Annotated in this window: 19 protein-coding genes, 2 tRNA genes and 1 pseudogene; 10 read left to right on the top strand and 12 right to left on the bottom strand. The window is 41.5% G+C overall.

The features are described 5' to 3' along the window. Window positions 1-17 precede the first annotated feature (17 nt). Complete coding sequence (locus HYG93_RS03465; RefSeq protein WP_178961861.1) at window positions 18-932, top strand: DMT family transporter; 915 nt, start codon at window positions 18-20, stop codon at window positions 930-932. 67 nt (window positions 933-999) lie between these two features. Here the strand turns inward: HYG93_RS03465 and HYG93_RS03460 are convergent, their stop codons facing one another. After that, window positions 1,000-2,409: an FAD-binding oxidoreductase gene (locus tag HYG93_RS03460; RefSeq protein WP_178961859.1), complete on the bottom strand. Its 1,410-nt coding sequence runs from the start codon at window positions 2,407-2,409 to the stop codon at window positions 1,000-1,002. Window positions 2,410-2,465: 56 nt separating this feature from the next. Beyond that, window positions 2,466-3,797, bottom strand: coding sequence for an APC family permease (locus HYG93_RS03455; RefSeq protein ID WP_178961857.1), 1,332 nt, complete (start codon window positions 3,795-3,797; stop codon window positions 2,466-2,468). A 98-nt stretch (window positions 3,798-3,895) separates the two neighbouring features. Between HYG93_RS03455 and HYG93_RS03450 the strand changes: the two genes are divergently transcribed. Further along, window positions 3,896-4,255: a helix-turn-helix domain-containing protein gene (locus HYG93_RS03450; protein ID WP_106984256.1), complete on the top strand. Its 360-nt coding sequence runs from the start codon at window positions 3,896-3,898 to the stop codon at window positions 4,253-4,255. Window positions 4,256-4,616: 361 nt separating this feature from the next. On the opposite strand, the gene HYG93_RS03445 is transcribed toward HYG93_RS03450, so the two are convergent. Genes HYG93_RS03445 through HYG93_RS03435 form a run of 3 tightly spaced genes read right to left on the bottom strand, consistent with a single transcriptional unit; the run spans window position 4,617 to window position 6,633 of the window. Then, complete coding sequence (locus HYG93_RS03445; protein ID WP_106984255.1) at window positions 4,617-5,009, bottom strand: hypothetical protein; 393 nt, start codon at window positions 5,007-5,009, stop codon at window positions 4,617-4,619. Between the two features lie 30 nt (window positions 5,010-5,039). Continuing rightward, window positions 5,040-5,660 (bottom strand): DUF1294 domain-containing protein, encoded by a 621-nt coding sequence (locus HYG93_RS03440; protein ID WP_106984254.1) that lies wholly within the window; start codon window positions 5,658-5,660, stop codon window positions 5,040-5,042. Window positions 5,661-5,682: 22 nt separating this feature from the next. After that, on the bottom strand, window positions 5,683-6,633 hold the full coding sequence (locus HYG93_RS03435) for a homoserine kinase (protein ID WP_117006619.1): 951 nt from the start codon (window positions 6,631-6,633) through the stop codon (window positions 5,683-5,685). A gap of 110 nt (window positions 6,634-6,743) precedes the next feature. Here HYG93_RS03435 and hisF point away from each other — a divergent pair, with 110 nt between their 5' ends. Both hisF and HYG93_RS03425 read left to right on the top strand, forming a co-directional pair. Continuing rightward, the gene (hisF, locus tag HYG93_RS03430) at window positions 6,744-7,505 is read left to right on the top strand and encodes an imidazole glycerol phosphate synthase subunit HisF (RefSeq protein WP_320158835.1); all 762 of its coding nucleotides are present in this window, start codon (window positions 6,744-6,746) and stop codon (window positions 7,503-7,505) included. 143 nt (window positions 7,506-7,648) lie between these two features. Then, window positions 7,649-8,041 (top strand): hypothetical protein, encoded by a 393-nt coding sequence (locus tag HYG93_RS03425; RefSeq protein WP_178961855.1) that lies wholly within the window; start codon window positions 7,649-7,651, stop codon window positions 8,039-8,041. A 209-nt stretch (window positions 8,042-8,250) separates the two neighbouring features. Here HYG93_RS03425 and HYG93_RS03420 read toward each other — a convergent pair whose 3' ends face one another. After that, on the bottom strand, window positions 8,251-8,868 hold the full coding sequence (locus tag HYG93_RS03420; protein ID WP_178961853.1) for a sterol desaturase family protein: 618 nt from the start codon (window positions 8,866-8,868) through the stop codon (window positions 8,251-8,253). 107 nt (window positions 8,869-8,975) lie between these two features. Between HYG93_RS03420 and HYG93_RS03415 the strand changes: the two genes are divergently transcribed. Both HYG93_RS03415 and aqpZ read left to right on the top strand, forming a co-directional pair. Beyond that, window positions 8,976-9,974, top strand: a complete 999-nt coding sequence (locus HYG93_RS03415) for an AraC family transcriptional regulator (protein ID WP_106984249.1) — start codon at window positions 8,976-8,978, stop codon at window positions 9,972-9,974. 119 nt (window positions 9,975-10,093) lie between these two features. Continuing rightward, window positions 10,094-10,790: pseudogene (aqpZ, locus tag HYG93_RS03410) on the top strand (aquaporin Z). 75 nt (window positions 10,791-10,865) lie between these two features. On the opposite strand, the gene HYG93_RS03405 reads toward aqpZ, so the two are convergent. Both HYG93_RS03405 and HYG93_RS03400 read right to left on the bottom strand, forming a co-directional pair. Continuing rightward, the gene (locus HYG93_RS03405) at window positions 10,866-11,111 is read right to left on the bottom strand and encodes a hypothetical protein (RefSeq protein WP_106984248.1); all 246 of its coding nucleotides are present in this window, start codon (window positions 11,109-11,111) and stop codon (window positions 10,866-10,868) included. An 83-nt stretch (window positions 11,112-11,194) separates the two neighbouring features. Then, window positions 11,195-12,298 (bottom strand): DNA/RNA non-specific endonuclease, encoded by a 1,104-nt coding sequence (locus HYG93_RS03400; protein ID WP_117006617.1) that lies wholly within the window; start codon window positions 12,296-12,298, stop codon window positions 11,195-11,197. Between the two features lie 264 nt (window positions 12,299-12,562). On the opposite strand from HYG93_RS03400, the gene HYG93_RS03395 reads away from it, so the two are divergent. Then, on the top strand, window positions 12,563-13,027 hold the full coding sequence (locus HYG93_RS03395) for a hypothetical protein (protein ID WP_117006616.1): 465 nt from the start codon (window positions 12,563-12,565) through the stop codon (window positions 13,025-13,027). A 61-nt stretch (window positions 13,028-13,088) separates the two neighbouring features. Here the strand turns inward: HYG93_RS03395 and HYG93_RS03390 are convergent, their stop codons facing one another. Continuing rightward, window positions 13,089-14,969 (bottom strand): potassium transporter Kup, encoded by a 1,881-nt coding sequence (locus HYG93_RS03390; protein WP_178961851.1) that lies wholly within the window; start codon window positions 14,967-14,969, stop codon window positions 13,089-13,091. 125 nt (window positions 14,970-15,094) lie between these two features. On the opposite strand from HYG93_RS03390, the gene HYG93_RS03385 reads away from it, so the two are divergent. The 3 genes from HYG93_RS03385 (at window position 15,095) to HYG93_RS03375 (ending at window position 15,950) form a co-directional block, all read left to right on the top strand. Continuing rightward, window positions 15,095-15,185 (top strand) — tRNA-Ser (locus HYG93_RS03385). A gap of 325 nt (window positions 15,186-15,510) precedes the next feature. Then, a complete protein-coding gene (locus HYG93_RS03380) occupies window positions 15,511-15,741 on the top strand; it encodes a hypothetical protein (protein WP_106984244.1) in 231 nt (76 codons plus the stop codon). 133 nt (window positions 15,742-15,874) lie between these two features. After that, window positions 15,875-15,950, top strand: a tRNA-Thr gene (locus HYG93_RS03375). Window positions 15,951-16,080: 130 nt separating this feature from the next. On the opposite strand, the gene HYG93_RS03370 is transcribed toward HYG93_RS03375, so the two are convergent. The 3 genes from HYG93_RS03370 to HYG93_RS03360 form a co-directional block, all read right to left on the bottom strand. After that, a complete protein-coding gene (locus tag HYG93_RS03370; protein WP_178961849.1) occupies window positions 16,081-16,932 on the bottom strand; it encodes a cyclopropane-fatty-acyl-phospholipid synthase family protein in 852 nt (283 codons plus the stop codon). A gap of 4 nt (window positions 16,933-16,936) precedes the next feature. Further along, window positions 16,937-18,235: an FAD-dependent oxidoreductase gene (locus tag HYG93_RS03365; RefSeq protein WP_194229665.1), complete on the bottom strand. Its 1,299-nt coding sequence runs from the start codon at window positions 18,233-18,235 to the stop codon at window positions 16,937-16,939. Between the two features lie 445 nt (window positions 18,236-18,680). Continuing rightward, on the bottom strand, window positions 18,681-19,556 hold the full coding sequence (locus HYG93_RS03360) for a pirin family protein (protein WP_117006598.1): 876 nt from the start codon (window positions 19,554-19,556) through the stop codon (window positions 18,681-18,683). Window positions 19,557-19,731: the final 175 nt, after the last annotated feature.

Here is a 19,731-nt window from a genome sequence, read left to right as displayed (position 1 = left end):
CCAGCTAATGAAGTGTCATGCTCTCAGTCCCCTCGGCTTTTGCCAACAAACTTCCTCAAATTTCCCTAATCCTCATTACCATCATTTGGGGCGGGAGTTTTCTCACCGTACAATATGGTCTTAATTTTAGTAGCCCACTCATTTTTGTCGGTCTACGCTTTGCAGCGGCAACACTTGCTGTCAGCATCTTGTCATGGAAATACCTCAAAGGCTTAAATCGCCATGAAGTATTTGCGGGCTTTTGTATTGGCGCGGTGATTGCAATTGGCTATGGCACACAAACCATTGGCTTACAAAGTATTAGTAGCAGTGAATCGGCTTTTTTGACTGCACTGTATGTGCCACTGGTGCCCATTTTTATGTGGCTTTGCTTTAAGCACCGTCCACACCTTATGACATGGTTAGGCGTACTCTGCGCATTTGTTGGCTTGGTGTTTTTAACAGGTAATGGCTTTGGTGCGATTCGACTCAATGTCGGGCAAATCATCACGCTTTTAGGCTCCATTGCTATCGCATTTGAAATTATTCTGATCAGCTATTTTGCCAACACTGTGAATTTACGACGCGTCACGGTATTACAACTGGCTTTTGCCTCTTTATTGTGTTTTATGATTGCGCCTCTGAATGGTGAAACCAGCCTTCCTCAGTTTGAGTGGCCCCTGCTCGCTGTGCTGTGTGGACTCGGTTTAGCCAGCGCCGTTATTCAATTGGTGATGAACTGGGCACAGCGTATGGTTGAGCCATCTCAAGCCGCCATTATTTATGCAGGCGAACCTGTATGGGCTGCACTGATTGGCCGTATTGCAGGCGAGCGCTTAGCACCCTTGGCTTTAATCGGTGGCATGCTGGTGGTCATTGGCGTCATTGTGAGTGAATGGCGCCCTAAATTTTTAAAGAAAAATAAAGACAAAATTACTGAAGAAATGTCTTAATCCTCAAAAAGCGCCCTCAATAATGAGGGTGCTTTTAAGCGATTCCCTGCATAAAAAAGACTTAAATTTAGAAGGACACCATCTTACCCGGATTGACCATTGCCCCCAGCCCATAAGCGGTTTTCGCCATTGGAATCACCATCGGTGCAAGTGCGCGACCAAACAAAATGTCCTGATGCTGAATACTGGTGAGCATTTTAAAGTCATCGGCATTGCCACAAAAATCATCGGCAATGGCTTTGCCTATACGCACGGTTTGCGCCACACCATGACCGCTCCAGCCTTGCACGGCATAAATCGGATATTTCCCATCGGACTTACGGCTATCGGCTGCGCCATTCATAGTTAAATCTGTGGTGCCACTCCAAACAAAATCCAGCTCAACCTGTGTCAATTGCGGGAACACATGCTTGATTCGGCCCAATAAATAATCATGGGTTTTTTCAGGCGTCCAGCAAGAACCCGTCCCTTCGCCGCCAAACAGCAAACGGTTTTTAGATACCCCGCGATAATAATCAATTTGGAACTGTGTATCGTACACAGGCGCATCACTCGGCAGGATTTCACTCAAGTCCAGCTCTAAAGGCGCGGTAGTACAGACGTAGGTATAAAATGGAATGGTGGTTTGATTATGGCTTTGCAGCAGCTTAAATGAAGCATGATGCACCCCAATTACGGCGCTCTTACGTGCTTTAATCACACCGCCAGTGGTCATCACATAAATCCCATCTTCACGCTCATCCACCGATAACACTTCGGTTTGCTCATAAATTTTGCCACCTTGTTGACTAAAACCATAAGCAAGGCCACGGTTTAAAGCCAGAGGATGAATATGCCCGCCGAGGGTATCAAGTAAACCGCCATAATAATTTTCCGATTTCACATGCTCAAACAGCTCATGCTTGCCCATAATCTGAGTATGGTCTTCACCCAAATATTTACGCGCATCTGCACCTTCAGTTAAACCCACCAAATGCCCTGGGTGTACAGCTGCGGTAATGTGCTGATGTTTGCGCTGTAGCTCTAAATCATAGTTCTGCGCAATTTGGTCAATTAAAGACATCGCCTCCGTCGAAGTGAAGTGCCATAAGCGTTTAGCCTCTTCATAACTAAAGTGCTCAATCATTTCCCCTGCTTCCCAACGCGCCAGCCCAGGGGTTAATTGCCCGCCGTTACGCCCCGATGCAGCACTACCAATACGGTTTTTTTCGACCAATACTGTATCTACACCTTGCTCTGCCAAATGCAGTGCCGTGGACGCACCCAATAAGCCACCACCAATCACCACCACATCACACTCAATATCTGCATTAAGTGCATCAAAAGCCTGCCATGCGTCTAATGAGCTTTCATAATAATTGGCTGGAAAATCAAAACTGCCGCGTGCAGGATTGAGCCAATTCCACTCCTTACCGCTTTGTACATTGACACTGTTTTTATATTCAACATCGTCTACAAATTTTGGCTTTGTATTCATTTTATTTACATTCCTATTTATCAATTCTGTTTAATCGCTATAGAGGCTTCGGCCACTTAATACGCACTACCAATCACAATATTTTGTTTTCTTAACTTTTTATAAGCGAACAATACAACGCCTACTGCCAACCAAATGCCACCGCAAACCAAGGCGTTGTGTTCTAAATTCACCCAAAGGCACATCAGCGTAGCCACTGAAAGCAGTGGTAAAATCAGGTTGAGAAAGATATTTTTCAGACCATGACGTTGCCCATCACGTACATAAAACCTCATAAACACGGAGAAGTTCACGGCTGTAAAGGCAATAAGGGCACCAAAGCTAATCATGCTGACCACAGTGGCTAAATCTAAACGAATGGCTGCCAAGGAAATAAAACCAATCAACAAGACTGCATATAGTGGCGTGCCCAACTTGCTATGGACTTGACCAAATGTGCCTTTATGAAAAATGCCGTCTCGTCCCATAATATGAATCAGGCGTGATGCGCTGGCATGCGTGGCAAGCCCTGAGGCAAATGTATTCATAATTTGGGCGCATAAAAATACCGATTGGAATAGCGCCCCGCCTACGTACAGGACGATCTCAGGTAGCGCTTCATCTGGGTTGTTAAAACGGACATTGGTTGGAAAATACAATTGCACAAACCAGGATGCCGTAATAAAAATCACACCGCCCGTAAGCGTGGTGAGGATAACCGCATGCGGAATAGTACGTTTCGGATCTTTGGTTTCATGTGACATGGTGGTCACCGCATCAAAACCTAAAAAGCTAAAGCACAGGATTGAAGCCCCTGCGATAAGCGGCAAAATTGATGTATCACCATTAAATAGCGGTGCGAACGTCAAGACATGCGCATAACCTTGCTCACTCCCTACCCCTTGAATGACCAAATAAATAAAGAAGCCCATAAGCAATACAGGTGCACAGACAAAGATCATGCTTAAGTTGGCCAATATATTGATACGAAAGCAGTTGATTAAAGTGACCAAGCTGGTAAATAAAATCACCCACGCCCAATACGGTACGCTTGGAATGACCGCTTCTAAATAAATACCTGCCAACAGCGCATTAACCAAAGGCAACATGATGTAATCCAGCAAAGAACACCAACCAACAAAAAAGCCAGTTTGAGGCCCACAGGATTCTGCCGTGTAGGTATAAGCAGAACCCGATTTATCCGAATGTTTACTAAAGCGCGCATAACTAAATGCAGTAAGGAGCATGGCAAATAAAGCCAAAATATAAGCCAGTGGTACACGACCATCGGTAATACCAGACACAATGCCAAAAGTGTCAAATACAACCATTGGCGTCATATATGCGACACCAATGATCACCACTTGCCATAAAGACATTTTTTTGAAAGAAACTTGCGCTTTTTCCATAATGTCACCTGATTATTCGTTTTATTAAAGTTAATTATTTTTTTGCAACAACTATGCCATATAATATAATTATAAATATTTAAAAAATGAGCCAGTAAATGCCAAAGTATTCCATTGAAACGCGAAATCTCGCCATTCAGATGTACAAAAAAACCGACTATAAAGTGGCGGTTTGCAAAGAATTCAACATCTCTCGAGTGACCCTAGATGCATGGATAAAACTGGAAGAAGAAACAGGCGAACTGCGCCCAAAAATAGGAAAAAAACGTGGGGCACCAAGCCATATTAAGGACTGGAATGAATTTCAAGTATTTGTAAAAGAAGTAAAATTTCAAAACATCAGTGATTTAATACCGCTTTTTGAGCAACGCTTTGGCTATTCAGTTTCTTATGCAGTTTTGGTGCGGGCGATTCATCTTTTGGGCATGCGCAGACGCCGTGGACGCTACTATGCCTAAGTCATTTTTGAACTGAAAATTTAAACTATTTTTAAGGTTTAAATTAATCCAATTAAATGTACATAAATGTAAAGTTAAATTTATTAAAATGTAAATTATTTATATTAAAAAAGTAAATAATATTAATAAAAAATGTAAGTTTAATTTATTAAAAATGTAATTTAATTTTATTAAAAATGTGTAGTATAAAATATTAAAAGGTACATTCAATTCGGTAAGCTTCACCATAATGAAGCAGGCACGGGCTTCAAAGTAGCGCAGATTGAAATGATAAGTACAAAAAAGACAGCCTGAGCTGCCTTTTTAGAGGCCTCACGATATCAATGAGACCTTGTATACACGCTGTGATTGTTCACCCGACTTATTGATACATCGGCTTATTGTCATTCACTGTAATAATGCCACGCACAGCACGATAAACAATCCACACCCAAGATGCCCCAACCACAAATATACAAAATGCTGAAGCGCCTAAAGCGGTTCCAGCAAATAAGTCGGGATTATTTCCTGTGAAAAATAGGAACAAGAAAGGTACAAAAGCAATCACGTTCCAAATGAGGTACCACCAAAAAGTACGGATTTGCCAAGTAAAGTGACTTTCAAAAATCGAGCCTTGCACACTGTCACGCTTGATATAATTAATCACCAATGCCACCAATGCCAATATACCCGCCGTAAAAATTGCGACGATATACAACACATATAAGGCAATGGTTAAAGTACGGTTCGAATCTTGATCTACTGAATATTCCATACACGCCCTCTTCTGTCTTTATACTTCGTTTTAAAATGGATTAAATGGTGAAATCAGCCATAAAATCAAAAGAATGTTAAAAGCTATAGTACAAAAATAAATACGGCGAAAGGGTTGTTTTTGTGTTTTATGTCTCAGTTTTTGCTGTGCCAACCACGCAGCAGGCCACCCTCCTAAAAAAGCCAATAGATGTAAACTTTGTTCAGGCACACGTCGGTTGCCCAAACGCGCTGCTTCTTTGTCCTGCGCATAAAACCAATACGTTGCTACATTTACCAAACTTAAAGCCAAGAGCGCTATACCACTAAGTAATCCTGCAATACTTAAGGCTGCAATGGCCAAAATATAGAGCACACACAGTATTTGCATGGCAGAGATATTCTTGGGCATGTGTATCACATTGTCTTTGACTGCTGGCTTGGACTGTTGTACTTGACTGGCTTTAAGGTAAGTCACTTGCTGGGCACGAAAGCGCCCATGCTCATCCAAAACAACCAAATACTCCAAAGCACAGCCGACAATAGGTCGAGGGCCAGGGCGAGCAAAGTCCTTTATATGTAAAAACACCCGCTCTTTACTGCTGTCACTGGGTTGAATAAAGCCATAGCCTTGCTCATCCAACCATTCTACTAAACGCCCTTGATCACGCATGACCACTCCCTTCAGCCTATCTTTAGGTCGTTACAAACTTTAAACGCTCAATTAACATATTGCGCATTTCAGCTGGGTTTTTCTGCAAAATATCATCCCCTGTACGGCCTTCAGCGGCATTTTTTTGTGCCACTTGCAAACGCATCATCCAGAAACGACCTGCAGCCATGGCCAAGTACAGCTCCAAACAAGATTTTTCATCCGAGGTTAAAGGGCGCACCGTTTCATAAGCATTTAAAAATGCAATGGCCTTTTCTTCATTCAACGCAACACTTGGGTATTCTGTACAAAAGTCATTGAGCGTAATCGCAATATCAAACAATAATTCGTCTTGATTTAACTCATAAAAGTCCAAAATGCCTTTGAGTTCATTGCCTTCAAATAAAGTGTTATCACGGAACAAATCGGAATGAATAAAGCCCTTTGGACGCTCTGGATACATTGCAGTTAATACTTCATATAAGCCTAAAAGGTTATTGAGTAGCATGGTATCGGCATCGTTTAAGCTTGGACGAAGCTCACGTGAAACCCCTAACCAATAGGCATGGTCACGGTAAAATGCGCGCTCTAATGGAAAACCTTGTAAAGCCACATGCATTTTTGCTTGCGCCACGGCAATCTGTTTCACTTGCTCAAGTTTAGATGGCATGGGATGTTCCCCACGCATACGCGGTGCAATTTGCGCAGGCTTATCTTTTAGCGTATGGATGGCTTTCCCCGCATAAGACAGAGGCACGGGTACAGCTAAGCCTGCTTGTCCCAAATGCTCTAATACAGGTACAAGTTCCCCTGCACCTTGCTCATCCATTTCTTCAAAAATGGTTAAAACAAACTGCTGATCATTTTCACAGACAATAAAATAGTTGGTATTTTGAATTCCGCCTTGAATGGGAATCAGGTCCACAACATTTAAACCATAAGGTGTGGCGAAGTCCTGAGCTTCCTTTAAAGTCAAAGTGGTATAAACCGACATACAAAACCTGCAAAAAATCTTACATAAGTTTGATAGAATAACCGCTCCGACTATTAAGGTGTAGCATCTAAGTCGCGAAGTTTCATAATCGGCTGTTATTTTTGGAAAAAATTATGCTTGCTAAACGTATTATTCCTTGCCTCGATGTCGACAATGGTCGCGTAGTAAAGGGTGTTCAATTCCTTGATATTCGTGATGCAGGCGATCCAGTAGAAGTAGCGCGCCGTTATAACGAACAAGGCGCAGATGAAATTACTTTTTTAGACATTACTGCCACATCAAATGGCCGTGACACGACTTACCGTACCGTAGAGCGCATGGCTGAGTCTGTATTTGTCCCACTGACTGTAGGTGGCGGTGTACGTAAAGTAGAAGATATCCGCTTATTACTCAATGCAGGTGCTGACAAAGTTTCAATTAACTCTGCAGCCATCTATAACCCAGAATTTGTACAAGAAGCATCTCAACGCTTTGGCGCACAGTGCATTGTGGTTGCTATTGATGCCAAAAAAACTGGCGACAATAAATGGGAAATTTTTACCCACGGTGGCCGTAAAGAAACAGGCATTGATGCCATTGAATGGGCAGTTAAAATGGCAGAATTTGGCGCGGGTGAATTACTCGTGACTTCAATGGATGCCGACGGCACTAAAGCTGGTTATGACCTTGCCCTCATGCGTCAAATCAACGACCGCGTGACGATTCCAACCATTGCATCAGGTGGTGTTGGTAATTTACAACATTTAGCAGATGGCATTATTCAAGGTGGTGCAGATGCGGTATTGGCAGCCTCTATTTTCCACTTTGGTCAGCATACCATTCCTGAAGCGAAAAAATATCTTGCAGAACAAGGTATTGAAATGCGTCTTTAATTGACTGCATAGCAACAAATATGATTAAAAGAGCATCTATATAGATGCTCTTTTTTTTGTCCATAATGTACTTAGACACCGCATTATTTATTACAAGCTTCGGTAGCTTGATCTTATTTGGCCTCGTTGCTTATGGGCTTAAAATGAGCCAAAACACACAATCTATCATCATCCTAGTGATGATCTGTGGTTTTATGTACATGTATTTATTTGGCTTAGACCTGTACCGTGAGTCAAAGTATCAAAAAGCCTTAGATACACCACTTCAAAATTATACTTGTGCCATTTTTGTAAGACAAATTCACTTCAATATAGGGCGCAAGCAACAATATGAAACTGCTTTTCAATTCATAACTCCGAATTCTAAATTTTTAGAATTTAATGGCGATCCGATTGCATTCAAGCATATTGCACAGTTGCAAACTTTGCAGGCTGGTCAAACTTATTGTTTTCATTATGCAAGTCAAATTCATGATTGGAATGGACGTTTTATTTTGACTGAATTACATCCATTCGCATTACTAAAATCAGAATAAAAAAAAGGAGCCTTTTCGGCTCCTATAAACCAAGAAAAACTACAGCACTTGGTTAGTGAATTTCAATATACGTCAATCTAAAATGCAGTACATTTTCGATAATAGGATTATAAAAACACTCAACTTAGAAATATTGACAATATTGAAGCAATTTATTGACCAATCACGACAAAACGATATTTTTAGACACCATTCGTCGTCTTTTCGGCCTAAGAGCGTAGCTCTTCAACAGCGGCCGCCTTTTTATCTGCGAGCTGAACAGGAAAGAAACGTGTAACCGCTTGATTTAAAGCTTTTGAAAGCAACGCTGGCAATGGAATACCTAAAGGGTTCTTCTCTTGTAAATTTGGTGATGAGATCACTCTGGTACCCAACAGATAATCAAACCAAGGTTTGGTCACACACCAATTGGCATCCTGATTTGAGTTCATGTGGTGGTCATAGTGCCACGGAATTTTTTTCATCGCCCAATCTGGCTCTAAGTGTGCACGGCGATGGATATAGTAATAATTACCTGCAGCATACAACACGGCAAGGCTCATTCCTTTAGATACAGGATAAAACAAAGGTGCAAATACACCTACAGCAACTGCCAAAGACATGACTTCATTTTTTGTACGCCAATTTTTTAAACCTTCGACATAGCCATAATCTTCAAAAGCAGTTTTTCGTACTTCACGATGATGCTCCCAATGCGATTTCATATTGCTTGGTGATGGGCTCCAGCGTGGCTTGCCTGTGCGGTGAGTGCCATGCAAAAGATACTTATGTGCAACCCACTCAAAACCATTAGCAACCACGAGGCCCACAAGAAAACCTTTTAACATATATGCAACCTCCGATCTTTTATCTCACTATAAGCAATCAAAAAGGCTAGATATTGACCATGTTTTTAAATATCATTGACAAATTACGACAAAACCAAGAATAAAAAATGCAGCACCTTAAAGATTATACTGGCACTGTGTATGGTGGTCTCGGGCATTTGCTCTATACGTTTTATGAGCAACAACAGCTAGAGATTCCTTCCGCCTTGACTCAAGTTCAAAACCTAGAACGTTTCGACTATTCGGTTTGGCGCGATTTACTCAACTTACTCAATGAACAATTACAACGCCCTGCACTCGGGCTAGAAATTGCCAATGCCGTACAGCCCAAACATTTGGGCATTATTGCCTATATCGCCATGTCCTGTGCCAATTTAGGCGAGGCGCTGTATCGTTATCATGATTTTCACCGTCTGGTTTATGATGGCTCTCCCTTAAAAGTCGAAGGCTTAGGCGCGTATTTATCCATTTGTTGGTCAGAGTTGCCACCGAATATGTCCAACCAACTCACCGATGAAGTCGCGATTGCATTAATGGTTGGTTTTTTAAAGCATTTTATTAATTTTGAAGATCTGCACATTCATGAAGTACATTTTAGGCAACCTGCACCTAAGCATGTGGCCTTATATGAACAGTTTTTCCGTTGCAAGGTCCGCTTTTCTCAACCGAGTTCACAAGTACTTTTACCCATCGAAGAGTTGTCTCGCCCGTTTTCACACAGTGATGACACCCTGCAACAGCTCTTAATTCAACAAGCGCAAGCCTTACTGGAAAAGCTCCCCAATATCACCCAAACGGATAAATATTTACAGCAAGCCATATTAACAGGCTTACAAAAAAATCAATTTCAGATTGAAGATATCGCCCAGCAATTGCATATTTCTGTGCGCCAACTACAACGCCATTTACAACAACAAGGCAGCACCTATCAACAGCGTATGCAACAAGTACGCTGTATGTTGGCCGAAGAATACTTAAGAGATCCACATTTGGGCTTACATGAAATTGCACTATTACTCGGTTATTCCGAACAAAGTGCCTTCCAACGTGCCTTTAAACAGTGGCGTCATGTGACCCCACTACAATGGCGTCAACAGGTGCAATAATCACAACATAAGCTCCGTTTATCTTTTGATTATTGTGAAGTGAATCACATTTTGATAAATATAATTCAGGCAAAACTCCACGCCGTCATACAACAAAAAAAGGATCTTTGGAGCACAACATGAATAAATATATTGCGGAATTAATCGGTACATTTTGGCTGGTGTTTGGTGGTTGGTGGTTGTGGGAGCGCAATTTTTGCCGCTACCTACCCTGAACTCGGTATTGGATTTGCAGGCGTTTCTCTGGCTTTTGGTTTAACGGTTTTAACCGGGGCTTATGCACTAGGTCATATCTCTGGAGGACATTTTAACCCTGACGTGAGTATTGGCTTATGGGCAGGTGGTCGCTTCAATACCAAGGACTTAGTGCCTTATATCATTGTACAAGTGATTGGTGCAGTCTTGGCTGCATGGGTGCTTTACGCCATTTTCAGTGGTCAAGCGAACTTCGCAGGAACAGGTGGATTTGCTAGTAATGGTTTTGGCGACCTTTCACCCAACAAATATTCGATGATGTCTGCACTGATCATTGAGGTTGTTCTCACTGCAATGTTCTTAATCATTATTATGGGTGCAACTGACAAACGCGCACCTGCAGGTTTTGCACCCATTGCTATCGGTTTAGCGCTCACCCTTATTCACCTCATTAGTATTCCTGTGACCAACACATCGGTAAACCCAGCACGAAGTACAGGTGTAGCACTGTTTGCAGAAACCGTCGCACTCAGCCAACTTTGGCTGTTCTGGATTGCGCCTATTGTTGGTGCTGTCATTGGTGCGGTCATTTATCGAGGCATCGCACAAGATGAACCTTAAGCAACACTAAATGCCCACTATACCCATAAAAATGCCCGTCATAGTGTGGGCATTTTTGTGTAAATTTAGCAGCGTTTATAAAAAAGGATTTTCGACTTCACCCGCCTCTGCACGTTGAATTTTTTCGGGTAAATTCACCTCAGCTTCTAAGGCTTTTACAACATCGTTTAACACTGCTTGCAAAGCTTTAGCCGCAGCTAACCCTGCTTGATCTTTGGTCAATTGTAAGTTGCCATAAAGATTGACGCAATCAAGGTCATTTTCTAAAGTCAGATCATGAATTGCGTGTGATTCTGTGCCATTTTCATAAGGCTTAAACATGATTATCTCGCTTTTTATTGATCATATCGTTGTTATATTGCCATGCCTTCGACATGGCCCTGATTTATCCTAAAGCAAGCACATTATTTCAACAACTGCAAAATATACTGCAATAATGTTTCGATCAGCTGACTAATGATCGCATCTTGTGTACTGCTGTTTTGCCCTGTACCGCTGTTCGCGTCCGTACTACTATTTGTATTAGATACATTTGAACCACCAGCAGACTTAAACTGGTTTTGCATCGCATTTAGCTTGTCAGTTGCAACATCTTCTGCACATTGGCTTTCTGCATCCCAATGTGAATAAGCAAATTGGGTGTTGGCTTTTACTCCAGCAGCGGTCAAAGGCAGTTTGTAAGTATTGCGCTTTTGCTCTTCAGTCAACTGCGGAAATAAATTAATGCCGAGTTGTTCTTCTAAATAGCAAACACTCACAACTTTCACCTGTAGCGAATTGTCATTCGGTGCATAGTAAGCACCGATCGTACCCGTTTTAGGTAAGTAGATTGCCTTATAGGTTGCCGTTGGAACAATCACCCCATTACCAATGGTTTTTAGTTTCTTCGCAGCAAATACTGGCCCAGTAACGACATACACATCTTGCTTTTGCTTTGTCACAATAGCGCGGGTCGCTTCTTCTAATTCACGCCAAACCTTTTGGTTATTCTTTGGCGCTTGAGGCACCATGTTGGCTAAAGAGAAACTGTCAAACTGCGATTCTGTGTTTGGCATATCGGCATTGGGTGCCATGTGACCACGATCATAACCCGATGCTTTGTAATCCGATAAAGTCGCGCGGTGTGCACGATCTACGCGCTCTTCTTCATGAAAGCTATCTTCACGCGGAATTTTTTGACTTAAACGAGAAGGTGTTAAAGCTTCCGCTACCCACAACGGCGTTTTAGACACCCCTGAATACATGACGTTAAAACCATTAAAACATAATGGATAACTGTGCTTATTCAAGCTGTCTTTCATTAAATAAGGGGGCACATCACGGTAAAACTGATCTAGGCATGCGCTATTTGAACCTGAGCCTGTATTAGACACAAACTGCTGAATTTTTTCTTGTCCAAATGCAATGGCAAAACTCCCTGCAGCAACCACACCCAAAATCGCTTTCACCCCATTTTGGTTGAATAATTGGGAAAGAACACCACCAGAACTACTTTTCTTTTTTGCCATTGCTACAACGATTACTTAAAAACAGATTATTTTTCTGGAGCTTAACAAGGGTAAGTCCGCCTGTATATGTAATCGCAATAGCATTGATGAAGTTTTATGCAAACATTGTCTAACAATTCACCAGATGATGTAACAGTTTGTCGCGCTTCTATATCAGTTTCATACAAGTCTTGACGTGATTAAGTATGTTTCATTGAATAAAGAACTTTGATTATGACATGGTAAGCCTACTTAAAATTCGAAGAATCGATTATTGGAGTCATTATGTATTCTAAACTTCTAGGCCTTGGCCTGATTGCTGGTCTTGCTAGTGCATCTGTATTTGCAGAACCTGCTGTACAGCCAGGTGAAACTTTGGAAAGCTTATCTAAAGCCAAAATTACCACCACAGTAAATGGCCAACCTGGCTCCTTAAATGAATTAATTGCAAGTGGCAAAATCCAACCGATTACGACAGCACCTGCGCAAGGTGCTGACAGTACAGTGACTGAAAACACACCCGTAACCCAAGCCGAACCCACTGCAGAGGCACCATTAAATCCAGCCAATGCTCAGGCGGAACTTCCTGACCCAAACGCTGAAGCACAGGCTACACTTTCATCCTCTGCTGATGCACCAGTTAACCTAGAAACGCCTGTACAAGCCACCCCAAATGCTCAAGCAACAGACGAAGCCCTGCAAGCATCACCTGAGCAACCTCAGATTAATGAAGATGCCTTTGCTCAATAAAATAAAGGTGGCAATAAAAAAACCAGAGCTTTGCTCTGGTTTTTTTATTGCTGATTACATATCAAATTTCAATTTGACTGCCCAACTCCACCACACGATTGGTTGGAATCTGGTAGAAGTCACTGACTGGACTGGTATTCCGTTGCATCGAAATAAACAGTTTTTCTCGCCACGGCGCCATTCCCTCACCCAAAGTATGAATAATACGATCGCGTGAAATGAAGAAGCTAATTTGCATCAAATCAAAATCAAAACCTAATTGCGTATATGCATGTGCTAAGGCCTGTGGAATATCAGGTTGATCTTTAAAACCATAGTACATAAAAATACGATAGAAACGATCATCCAGTTTTTCTACCTTAAAACGCTCCGCTTCAGTCACATAAGGAATGTCTCGAGTGACCACAGTCACCATCACATTACGCTCATGTAAAACCTTGTTGTGCTTAATATTATGCAACATTGCATGAGGCACAATATTTGGCGTTCCTGTTAAAAACACAGCATCGCCAGGGACAAACTTGGTTTCGTCACTAAAACCAATACTCTTAATAAATAAGTCGATTGGCAAGGCATCTTTGGCTAAGCGATTTAACACTAACTCGCGACCATCTTTCCATGTCATCAAAATAGTAAACAGCACTGCACCAATCATGATTGGCACCCAACCGCCCGACAGAATTTTTAATGATGTTGACGCGACAAACACCAAATCAATCAGCAAAAATGGCACCGCAAATAGCGCCACTTTCCACACGGGCCAACGCCATAGGCCATAAGCCAAAACTGAAATCAGAATCGTGCCACAGAGCATCGTCATAGTGACGGCTACACCATAAGCGCTGGCTAAATTGGCACTATTTTCAAACAGTAAAATCAGGATCAGAACCGAAATAAACAATGCCCAGTTAATAAATGGCAAGTAAATTTGGCCACGTTCCACATCTGAGGTATGACGTACTGTTAATCGGGGCAAATAGCGTAATTGAATGGCTTGGTTCACCATTGAAAATACACCCGTGATCACAGCCTGCGAAGCAATGACCGCAGCGGCCGTGGCTAAGCCAATCATCGGATACAGGGCCCACTCAGGGATCAGCATATAAAATGGATTGGCCAAAGCTTCAGCATTACGTAACAGTAGCGCTCCTTGGCCTGCATAGTTAAGTAGCAAGCAAGGTAACACCACAATAAACCACGCTAAACGAATCGGTAAACGCCCGAAATGCCCCATATCTGCATATAAAGCTTCACCGCCAGTGATGGTTAAAATCACAGCGCCCATAGTCAAAAAAGCCACATAAGGCTGATTAAATATGAAACTGAGTGCCCAATAAGGATTGGCCATTAACAACACATGTGGCGTTTGAATCACGCTCCACAGTCCAAACAACCCAATAGAGAGAAACCATGCCAAGGTAATTGGTCCAAAGAATTTCCCCATGGTGCCTGTGCCGTGTCTTTGTACCAAAAACAGCCCTGTCAAAATACCAATGGACAATGGCACCAACCATTGATTGAACATTGGCGTTGCAATGCTGAGGCCTTCAATCGCAGAGAGCACAGAAATTGCAGGTGTAATGATCCCGTCGCCAAAAAATAGCGAAGCACCAATAAAACCTAGAGCAATGAGATAAATCTTTTTATTGTCATTGATTAGTGTGGTACGTAGATTTAAGGCCAAAAGAGACATAATGCCCCCCTCGCCGTTATTGTCTGCGCGCATAATAATCATGACGTATTTAAAGCTGATGGTGAGCATCATGCACCAGAAAATCAGCGATAGAATACCTAACACGGATGCTTCTGAAATAGCTAAATGTGCAGTAAGGAAACACTGACGCAGTGCATACAACGGACTGGTCCCAATATCACCAAACACCACGCCGAGTGCTGCTAGGGTAATAGCGGGCAATGCGGCTTTTTGTGCAGTACTTTGCATATTATGTGTCTTCAGTTTAGACAGTATTTTCGCGCATCATATCACCATAGAAAAAGTTTTTCTCTAAATCAATTGTTTCAGCTTGGCAGTCCCATTATTTTTCGCTATTATCCTCCGCGCAATAAGGTGAAGTGTCCGAGTGGCTGAAGGAGCACGCCTGGAAAGTGTGTAAACGTTTATAGCGTTTCGAGGGTTCGAATCCCTCTTTCACCGCCAGAATTTAAAATCCCTAAATGGTTTCATTTAGGGATTTTTTTATGCCTGATAACAAGCGGACAATAAAAATTAAAGCTATCCCCAGTAAAATCAATACACTCAACCATCCAAATCATCCAGCCCAAGCTTATAAAGACTGTTTTAATGCTCATCACTCAACTTGGCACATATTTAGCTTCATACACATGCAATAAAAGCTATGTTATGTTTAAAACATCACTAAAAAACAAGGCGCGAATTAACCCATAACATTTTATCTAGGCTGAAACAAAGACACTGCAGCATAAAGCAAGTACCCAAAACCCTGCTATTTTTTGGAGTGAGCATGAATAACAGTGCAAATAACTACGCCAAACAAATGAAAAATGCCAAACGTGGAGGCTATGTGCCGACCATCGCCAAGGATGTGAATAAACATAAAATTCAAAAAGCCCTCAGACTGATCGAACAATGGAGGCAACTGGCCAACGAACTTAAGCCTCAAATGCAGTTAGATATGGCCTTTACGCTGGAAGAATGTGCCCAAGACCTCGATAAAATCCTAAGACAAAAATAGCCCCTAATCCCTCTTCATACCTTGCCATAACCCGATCTGATTGGGTTATGGCCATAATATTTAAAATTAAAATTCGATTGGCTATTTTTTGGCTTGCAGCTTCAAAAAAAATCTGTAGAATGCAACCCATAATGCCGGCATAGCTCAGTTGGTAGAGCAACTGACTTGTAATCAGTAGGTCCACAGTTCGAATCCGTGTGCCGGCACCATTATCTTAGCCTCGCTTTTTAGTGAGGCTTTGATGTTTCTGGGCTTTGTATTTTTACACCTTTCTTGCCCACGCAAAACATACTGCAAACCTAACTTTCAAGCATCTTCAACATGTGCACTATGCGTCTTTTAGACGTCTTTACTCGCACTAACCTGTACATAGTGAACCAAGCCTTCTTCAAATAAAGTACGGCATAATTTTGCTGTCATTTGAATTTTAAACTGCGCTAAACCTTGTGCTGTCATATTTGAATTTAAAACGTGATGTGCATACTGTGCAAAGCCCGAAAAAACCTGCATGCTGATATTTTCGATCTGAACATTTTTAAATTCAAATTGCTTCAAATTTTCTTGCAAGCTATTTGCTGTTGGTAATTTTCTTATATCAACATCAGCCGCCTTTAACAAAGCACGATAACGTAGTTGTTGCATCGCATTTAAATTCAAAAATTTCTCATCCACAATTAAATAATGGAAGCCCAAACGGCCTTTTGAATTTAAAACGGAAGTTGTGGATAACAAGAATGAATTTAAATTGCTGTGATACGCAGCATCAATGCACATCACAACATCGAAACATTTTTTTGGAAAGATTGAATTTAAATTCAAAAAAGAATCAGCAAATATTTCAATATTTGAGGTGGGTATGTGTTTTGAATTTAAAAGGTTTTGAATGCGTTGAACACAAGCCTCTTGTAGTTCAACAGCTTTGATGGATGCAACCTGATATTGCGTATGCCAATGCAAAATACTCGCACCCTGACCGCAGCCCAAATCTAAGACCTGATCATTGGCTTGTAGTTTTAAGCTCTGTGCTAAACGATCTGCGAGTGCTTGGCAAGCCTGCGGATAAGGATCATCCACGGCCTGCCAATAGCCTAAATTGCTCCAAGCCAACAGTGCATCATCACCCAAAAACTTTGCATCAATGGCATATTTATGGCGTGGAATATACTGTTTAATGCTGTGAAGCCACTTCATAGATTTAATAGCCGAGTTGCGGTGCAACCTCTACTTTAGGTTTTAAGCCTACAAACGGCAATGGTGCACCCAAAATTTCTGCAATATGCATAGCTGAGGTTACTGCAGATTCTAAAATTGGCAATCCATCACAAGACCATGAGCCACAGAAAAATACTTTACGGGCTGCGCTCATGTGACGTTGTTGCAATTGCTTATTTAATGCGACTGTTTTTGAATCAACAACCGCACGTGTAAGCGTCACTGTTGAAATCACTTTTTTAGGATCAATATCCGTTACTGGACGCCAAGTTTGGAACACTGGCGTTTTACCAACCAAACTCGGTTCAATCGAATTCAACCATACCGTAAACTGCTGACGGGTAAATTTACGGTCCATCATATAACTGAGTACAGACCAATCTTTACGCTTTGGTGGCATCACACTACTGTCAGTATGAATAACCAATTCACCTTGCTCAAACTTAAATTGTTTTAACAACGCAATATCTTCAGCAAACTGAGTTGGCTCTAAAAACTCTTCAATTTTAGTTGTTGGCGTTGCCACCACCACACGATCAAACAACATCTGCTGAGCTTGCGTATTTTCGACCAGAACTTTTTCACCCTGCTCTTGTACCTTGGTAATAGCTGAACCACTCACTACTTCAATATTTTCGATTAGCTTAGTTACCAAAGCTGAAGTGCCCCCCTGAATACGCAGTAAGGCATCACCATCCGTCAATTGGCGTAAAAAAATCAATAAAGGTTTGGCTGGCCAATCCCCAATGGTCTTCGGATTGCAGGTACAAATGGTATACAGCACAGGCATCACCGCACCATGCCAAAACACTTCTTCAATATCATTGCGGTTAATAAATTCCGCCAAGGTAATGTCTTGATCCTTCGATTTAAAGAATTTGCTCAGCGCAGTTTTCAGTTGCAACATACCTTTGACCAAACGCCAACCGTACTGCTGAATACCTTTACGGTTATTAATGATTGGAATATTGCCAATACGCGTGCGCGAAGTCGTCAACCATGTTTCAGTTTTGTCTTCAAATAACCAACTGCATGCCATATAGGTACGCACAGGAAAAGTAGGAATACCCAAATGAGCAGCCAGACTGAGCGTATTTTTCCATAGATGAGGATTCATAACTCTTAAAGGTGCATCAATAATGCCACCTTCAAATTCAGTACTGTGACTATCCATACCACGCCCAGGAAGCGCTTCAAAAATTGTAATGTTATGTCCTGCATCTTTCAGAATTCTTGCGGCAGCAAGACCAGCCATGCCGCTGCCGATGACTGCGATATCCAATCTTCTATTCCATATTTGAAATTTTATAAAATTATGACCCATGCCAGCAGAAAACAAGTTATTAAAAACTGCCAAATTCTGTTGTTTTCAGCAGATGCCAGACCAAAGTAAACAAACATCGCGTTAACATTTCTTAACATTTCTTAACATTAGAAAATCAAGCAAATAAGTTCATGAATTCACTTAATTTTATGCAATTTAAAATAAAAAACCTTATAAAAAAACAATATAGTTTAACCATTTCTTAAAATTTCGTTTTACTTCGCTACCTGTTCTCGCTATCATTCGAAGCACATAAAAACGATAACTGTGTCACATATTATCATTCTAACAGTACGTGTGATGACGACAAAAAAAGAAAATACAGCGCAAACGATAAAGCCCCTGAATTCATTCAGGGGCTTTTTTTATGCTTGAGTATTATGTGTAATCGCGTCACCAGAACTTAGGCCTGAACTGGAATTTCACCAAATTTTCCTTGGTTGAAATCGTCAAATGCCTGCACGATTTCTTCTTTGCTGTTCATCACAAATGGACCATAACCTTGGATAGGCTCATTTAAAGGTTCACCTGTTAAAAGCAAAAATTTAGTATCTTGATAGGCCTGTAACTGAATCGCTGTTTCACCATCTTTAGCAAACATCACAATCGAGCTATCAATCACTTTTTGTGTACCATTGACCAATACTTCACCATTCAACACCACCAAAATCGTGTTATGGCTAGCAGGAACAGTTAAAAAAGTTTCATATTCTGCTTTGAGCTCACCATCCCATACATTGACGGGACTATAAGTTAATGCAGGACCATGATGACCACCAAATTCACCCGCAATGACCCGAATATGACCTGCACTCTCATCCATCTCAATACGCGGAATCTCGCCCGCGGTTAAACCTTGATAGCGTGGCGCGGTCATTTTGTCTTTGGCCGGTAAATTAATCCAAAGTTGTACCATTTCAAATAAACCACCCGCCTCAGCAAATGCAGGAGAATGAAACTCCTCATGCACCACACCCGATGCTGCAGTCATCCATTGCACATCACCCGCTTGAATTGTGCCACCACCACCGCTGGAATCTTTATGTGTTACTTCACCTTGATAGGCTAAAGTGACCGTTTCAAAGCCACGGTGCGGATGCGAACCTACACCATGTTGAGCAGTAGTCGGATCAAAACGATACGGCGCAGCATAATCCAACAGTAAAAATGGACTAATTGCCTGTCCCAAACGGTCATAAGAAAACAGGTTTTTCACTGGGAAACCATCACCCACCCAATGCATGTTTTGATTGCGATAAACGCCTACAACTTTTTTCATCTTTTAACTCCTATATATGCGATAGGATGAACATGGGAGCTATCTTATTCTTTTGCTGCTCCGCTTTATAGATGCATAGCAATATTCATAATCTTAAAAATGAGATAATTTAATAAGCTTTATCTTATTACCTAGAATTATTTAGTGAATTTTTACCATATTTTACAAATAATCC

This window comes from Acinetobacter sp. SwsAc6 (assembly GCF_013391565.1).
In the GTDB taxonomy this organism is placed as follows: domain Bacteria; phylum Pseudomonadota; class Gammaproteobacteria; order Pseudomonadales; family Moraxellaceae; genus Acinetobacter; species Acinetobacter cumulans.
This window is presented reverse-complemented; position numbering and strand designations above follow the sequence as displayed.

Coding starts and splice junctions, on each gene's coding strand:
- HYG93_RS03465 (WP_178961861.1), top strand. CDS start 18: ATGCTCTCAGTCCCCTCGGCTTTTGCCAACAAACTTCCTCAAATTTCC.
- HYG93_RS03460 (WP_178961859.1), bottom strand. CDS start 2,409: ATGAATACAAAGCCAAAATTTGTAGACGATGTTGAATATAAAAACAGT.
- HYG93_RS03455 (WP_178961857.1), bottom strand. CDS start 3,797: ATGGAAAAAGCGCAAGTTTCTTTCAAAAAAATGTCTTTATGGCAAGTG.
- HYG93_RS03450 (WP_106984256.1), top strand. CDS start 3,896: ATGCCAAAGTATTCCATTGAAACGCGAAATCTCGCCATTCAGATGTAC.
- HYG93_RS03445 (WP_106984255.1), bottom strand. CDS start 5,009: ATGGAATATTCAGTAGATCAAGATTCGAACCGTACTTTAACCATTGCC.
- HYG93_RS03440 (WP_106984254.1), bottom strand. CDS start 5,660: ATGCGTGATCAAGGGCGTTTAGTAGAATGGTTGGATGAGCAAGGCTAT.
- HYG93_RS03435 (WP_117006619.1), bottom strand. CDS start 6,633: ATGTCGGTTTATACCACTTTGACTTTAAAGGAAGCTCAGGACTTCGCC.
- HYG93_RS03425 (WP_178961855.1), top strand. CDS start 7,649: ATGAGCCAAAACACACAATCTATCATCATCCTAGTGATGATCTGTGGT.
- HYG93_RS03420 (WP_178961853.1), bottom strand. CDS start 8,868: ATGTTAAAAGGTTTTCTTGTGGGCCTCGTGGTTGCTAATGGTTTTGAG.
- HYG93_RS03415 (WP_106984249.1), top strand. CDS start 8,976: ATGCAGCACCTTAAAGATTATACTGGCACTGTGTATGGTGGTCTCGGG.
- HYG93_RS03405 (WP_106984248.1), bottom strand. CDS start 11,111: ATGTTTAAGCCTTATGAAAATGGCACAGAATCACACGCAATTCATGAT.
- HYG93_RS03400 (WP_117006617.1), bottom strand. CDS start 12,298: ATGGCAAAAAAGAAAAGTAGTTCTGGTGGTGTTCTTTCCCAATTATTC.
- HYG93_RS03395 (WP_117006616.1), top strand. CDS start 12,563: ATGTATTCTAAACTTCTAGGCCTTGGCCTGATTGCTGGTCTTGCTAGT.
- HYG93_RS03390 (WP_178961851.1), bottom strand. CDS start 14,969: ATGCAAAGTACTGCACAAAAAGCCGCATTGCCCGCTATTACCCTAGCA.
- HYG93_RS03380 (WP_106984244.1), top strand. CDS start 15,511: ATGAATAACAGTGCAAATAACTACGCCAAACAAATGAAAAATGCCAAA.
- HYG93_RS03370 (WP_178961849.1), bottom strand. CDS start 16,932: ATGAAGTGGCTTCACAGCATTAAACAGTATATTCCACGCCATAAATAT.
- HYG93_RS03360 (WP_117006598.1), bottom strand. CDS start 19,556: ATGAAAAAAGTTGTAGGCGTTTATCGCAATCAAAACATGCATTGGGTG.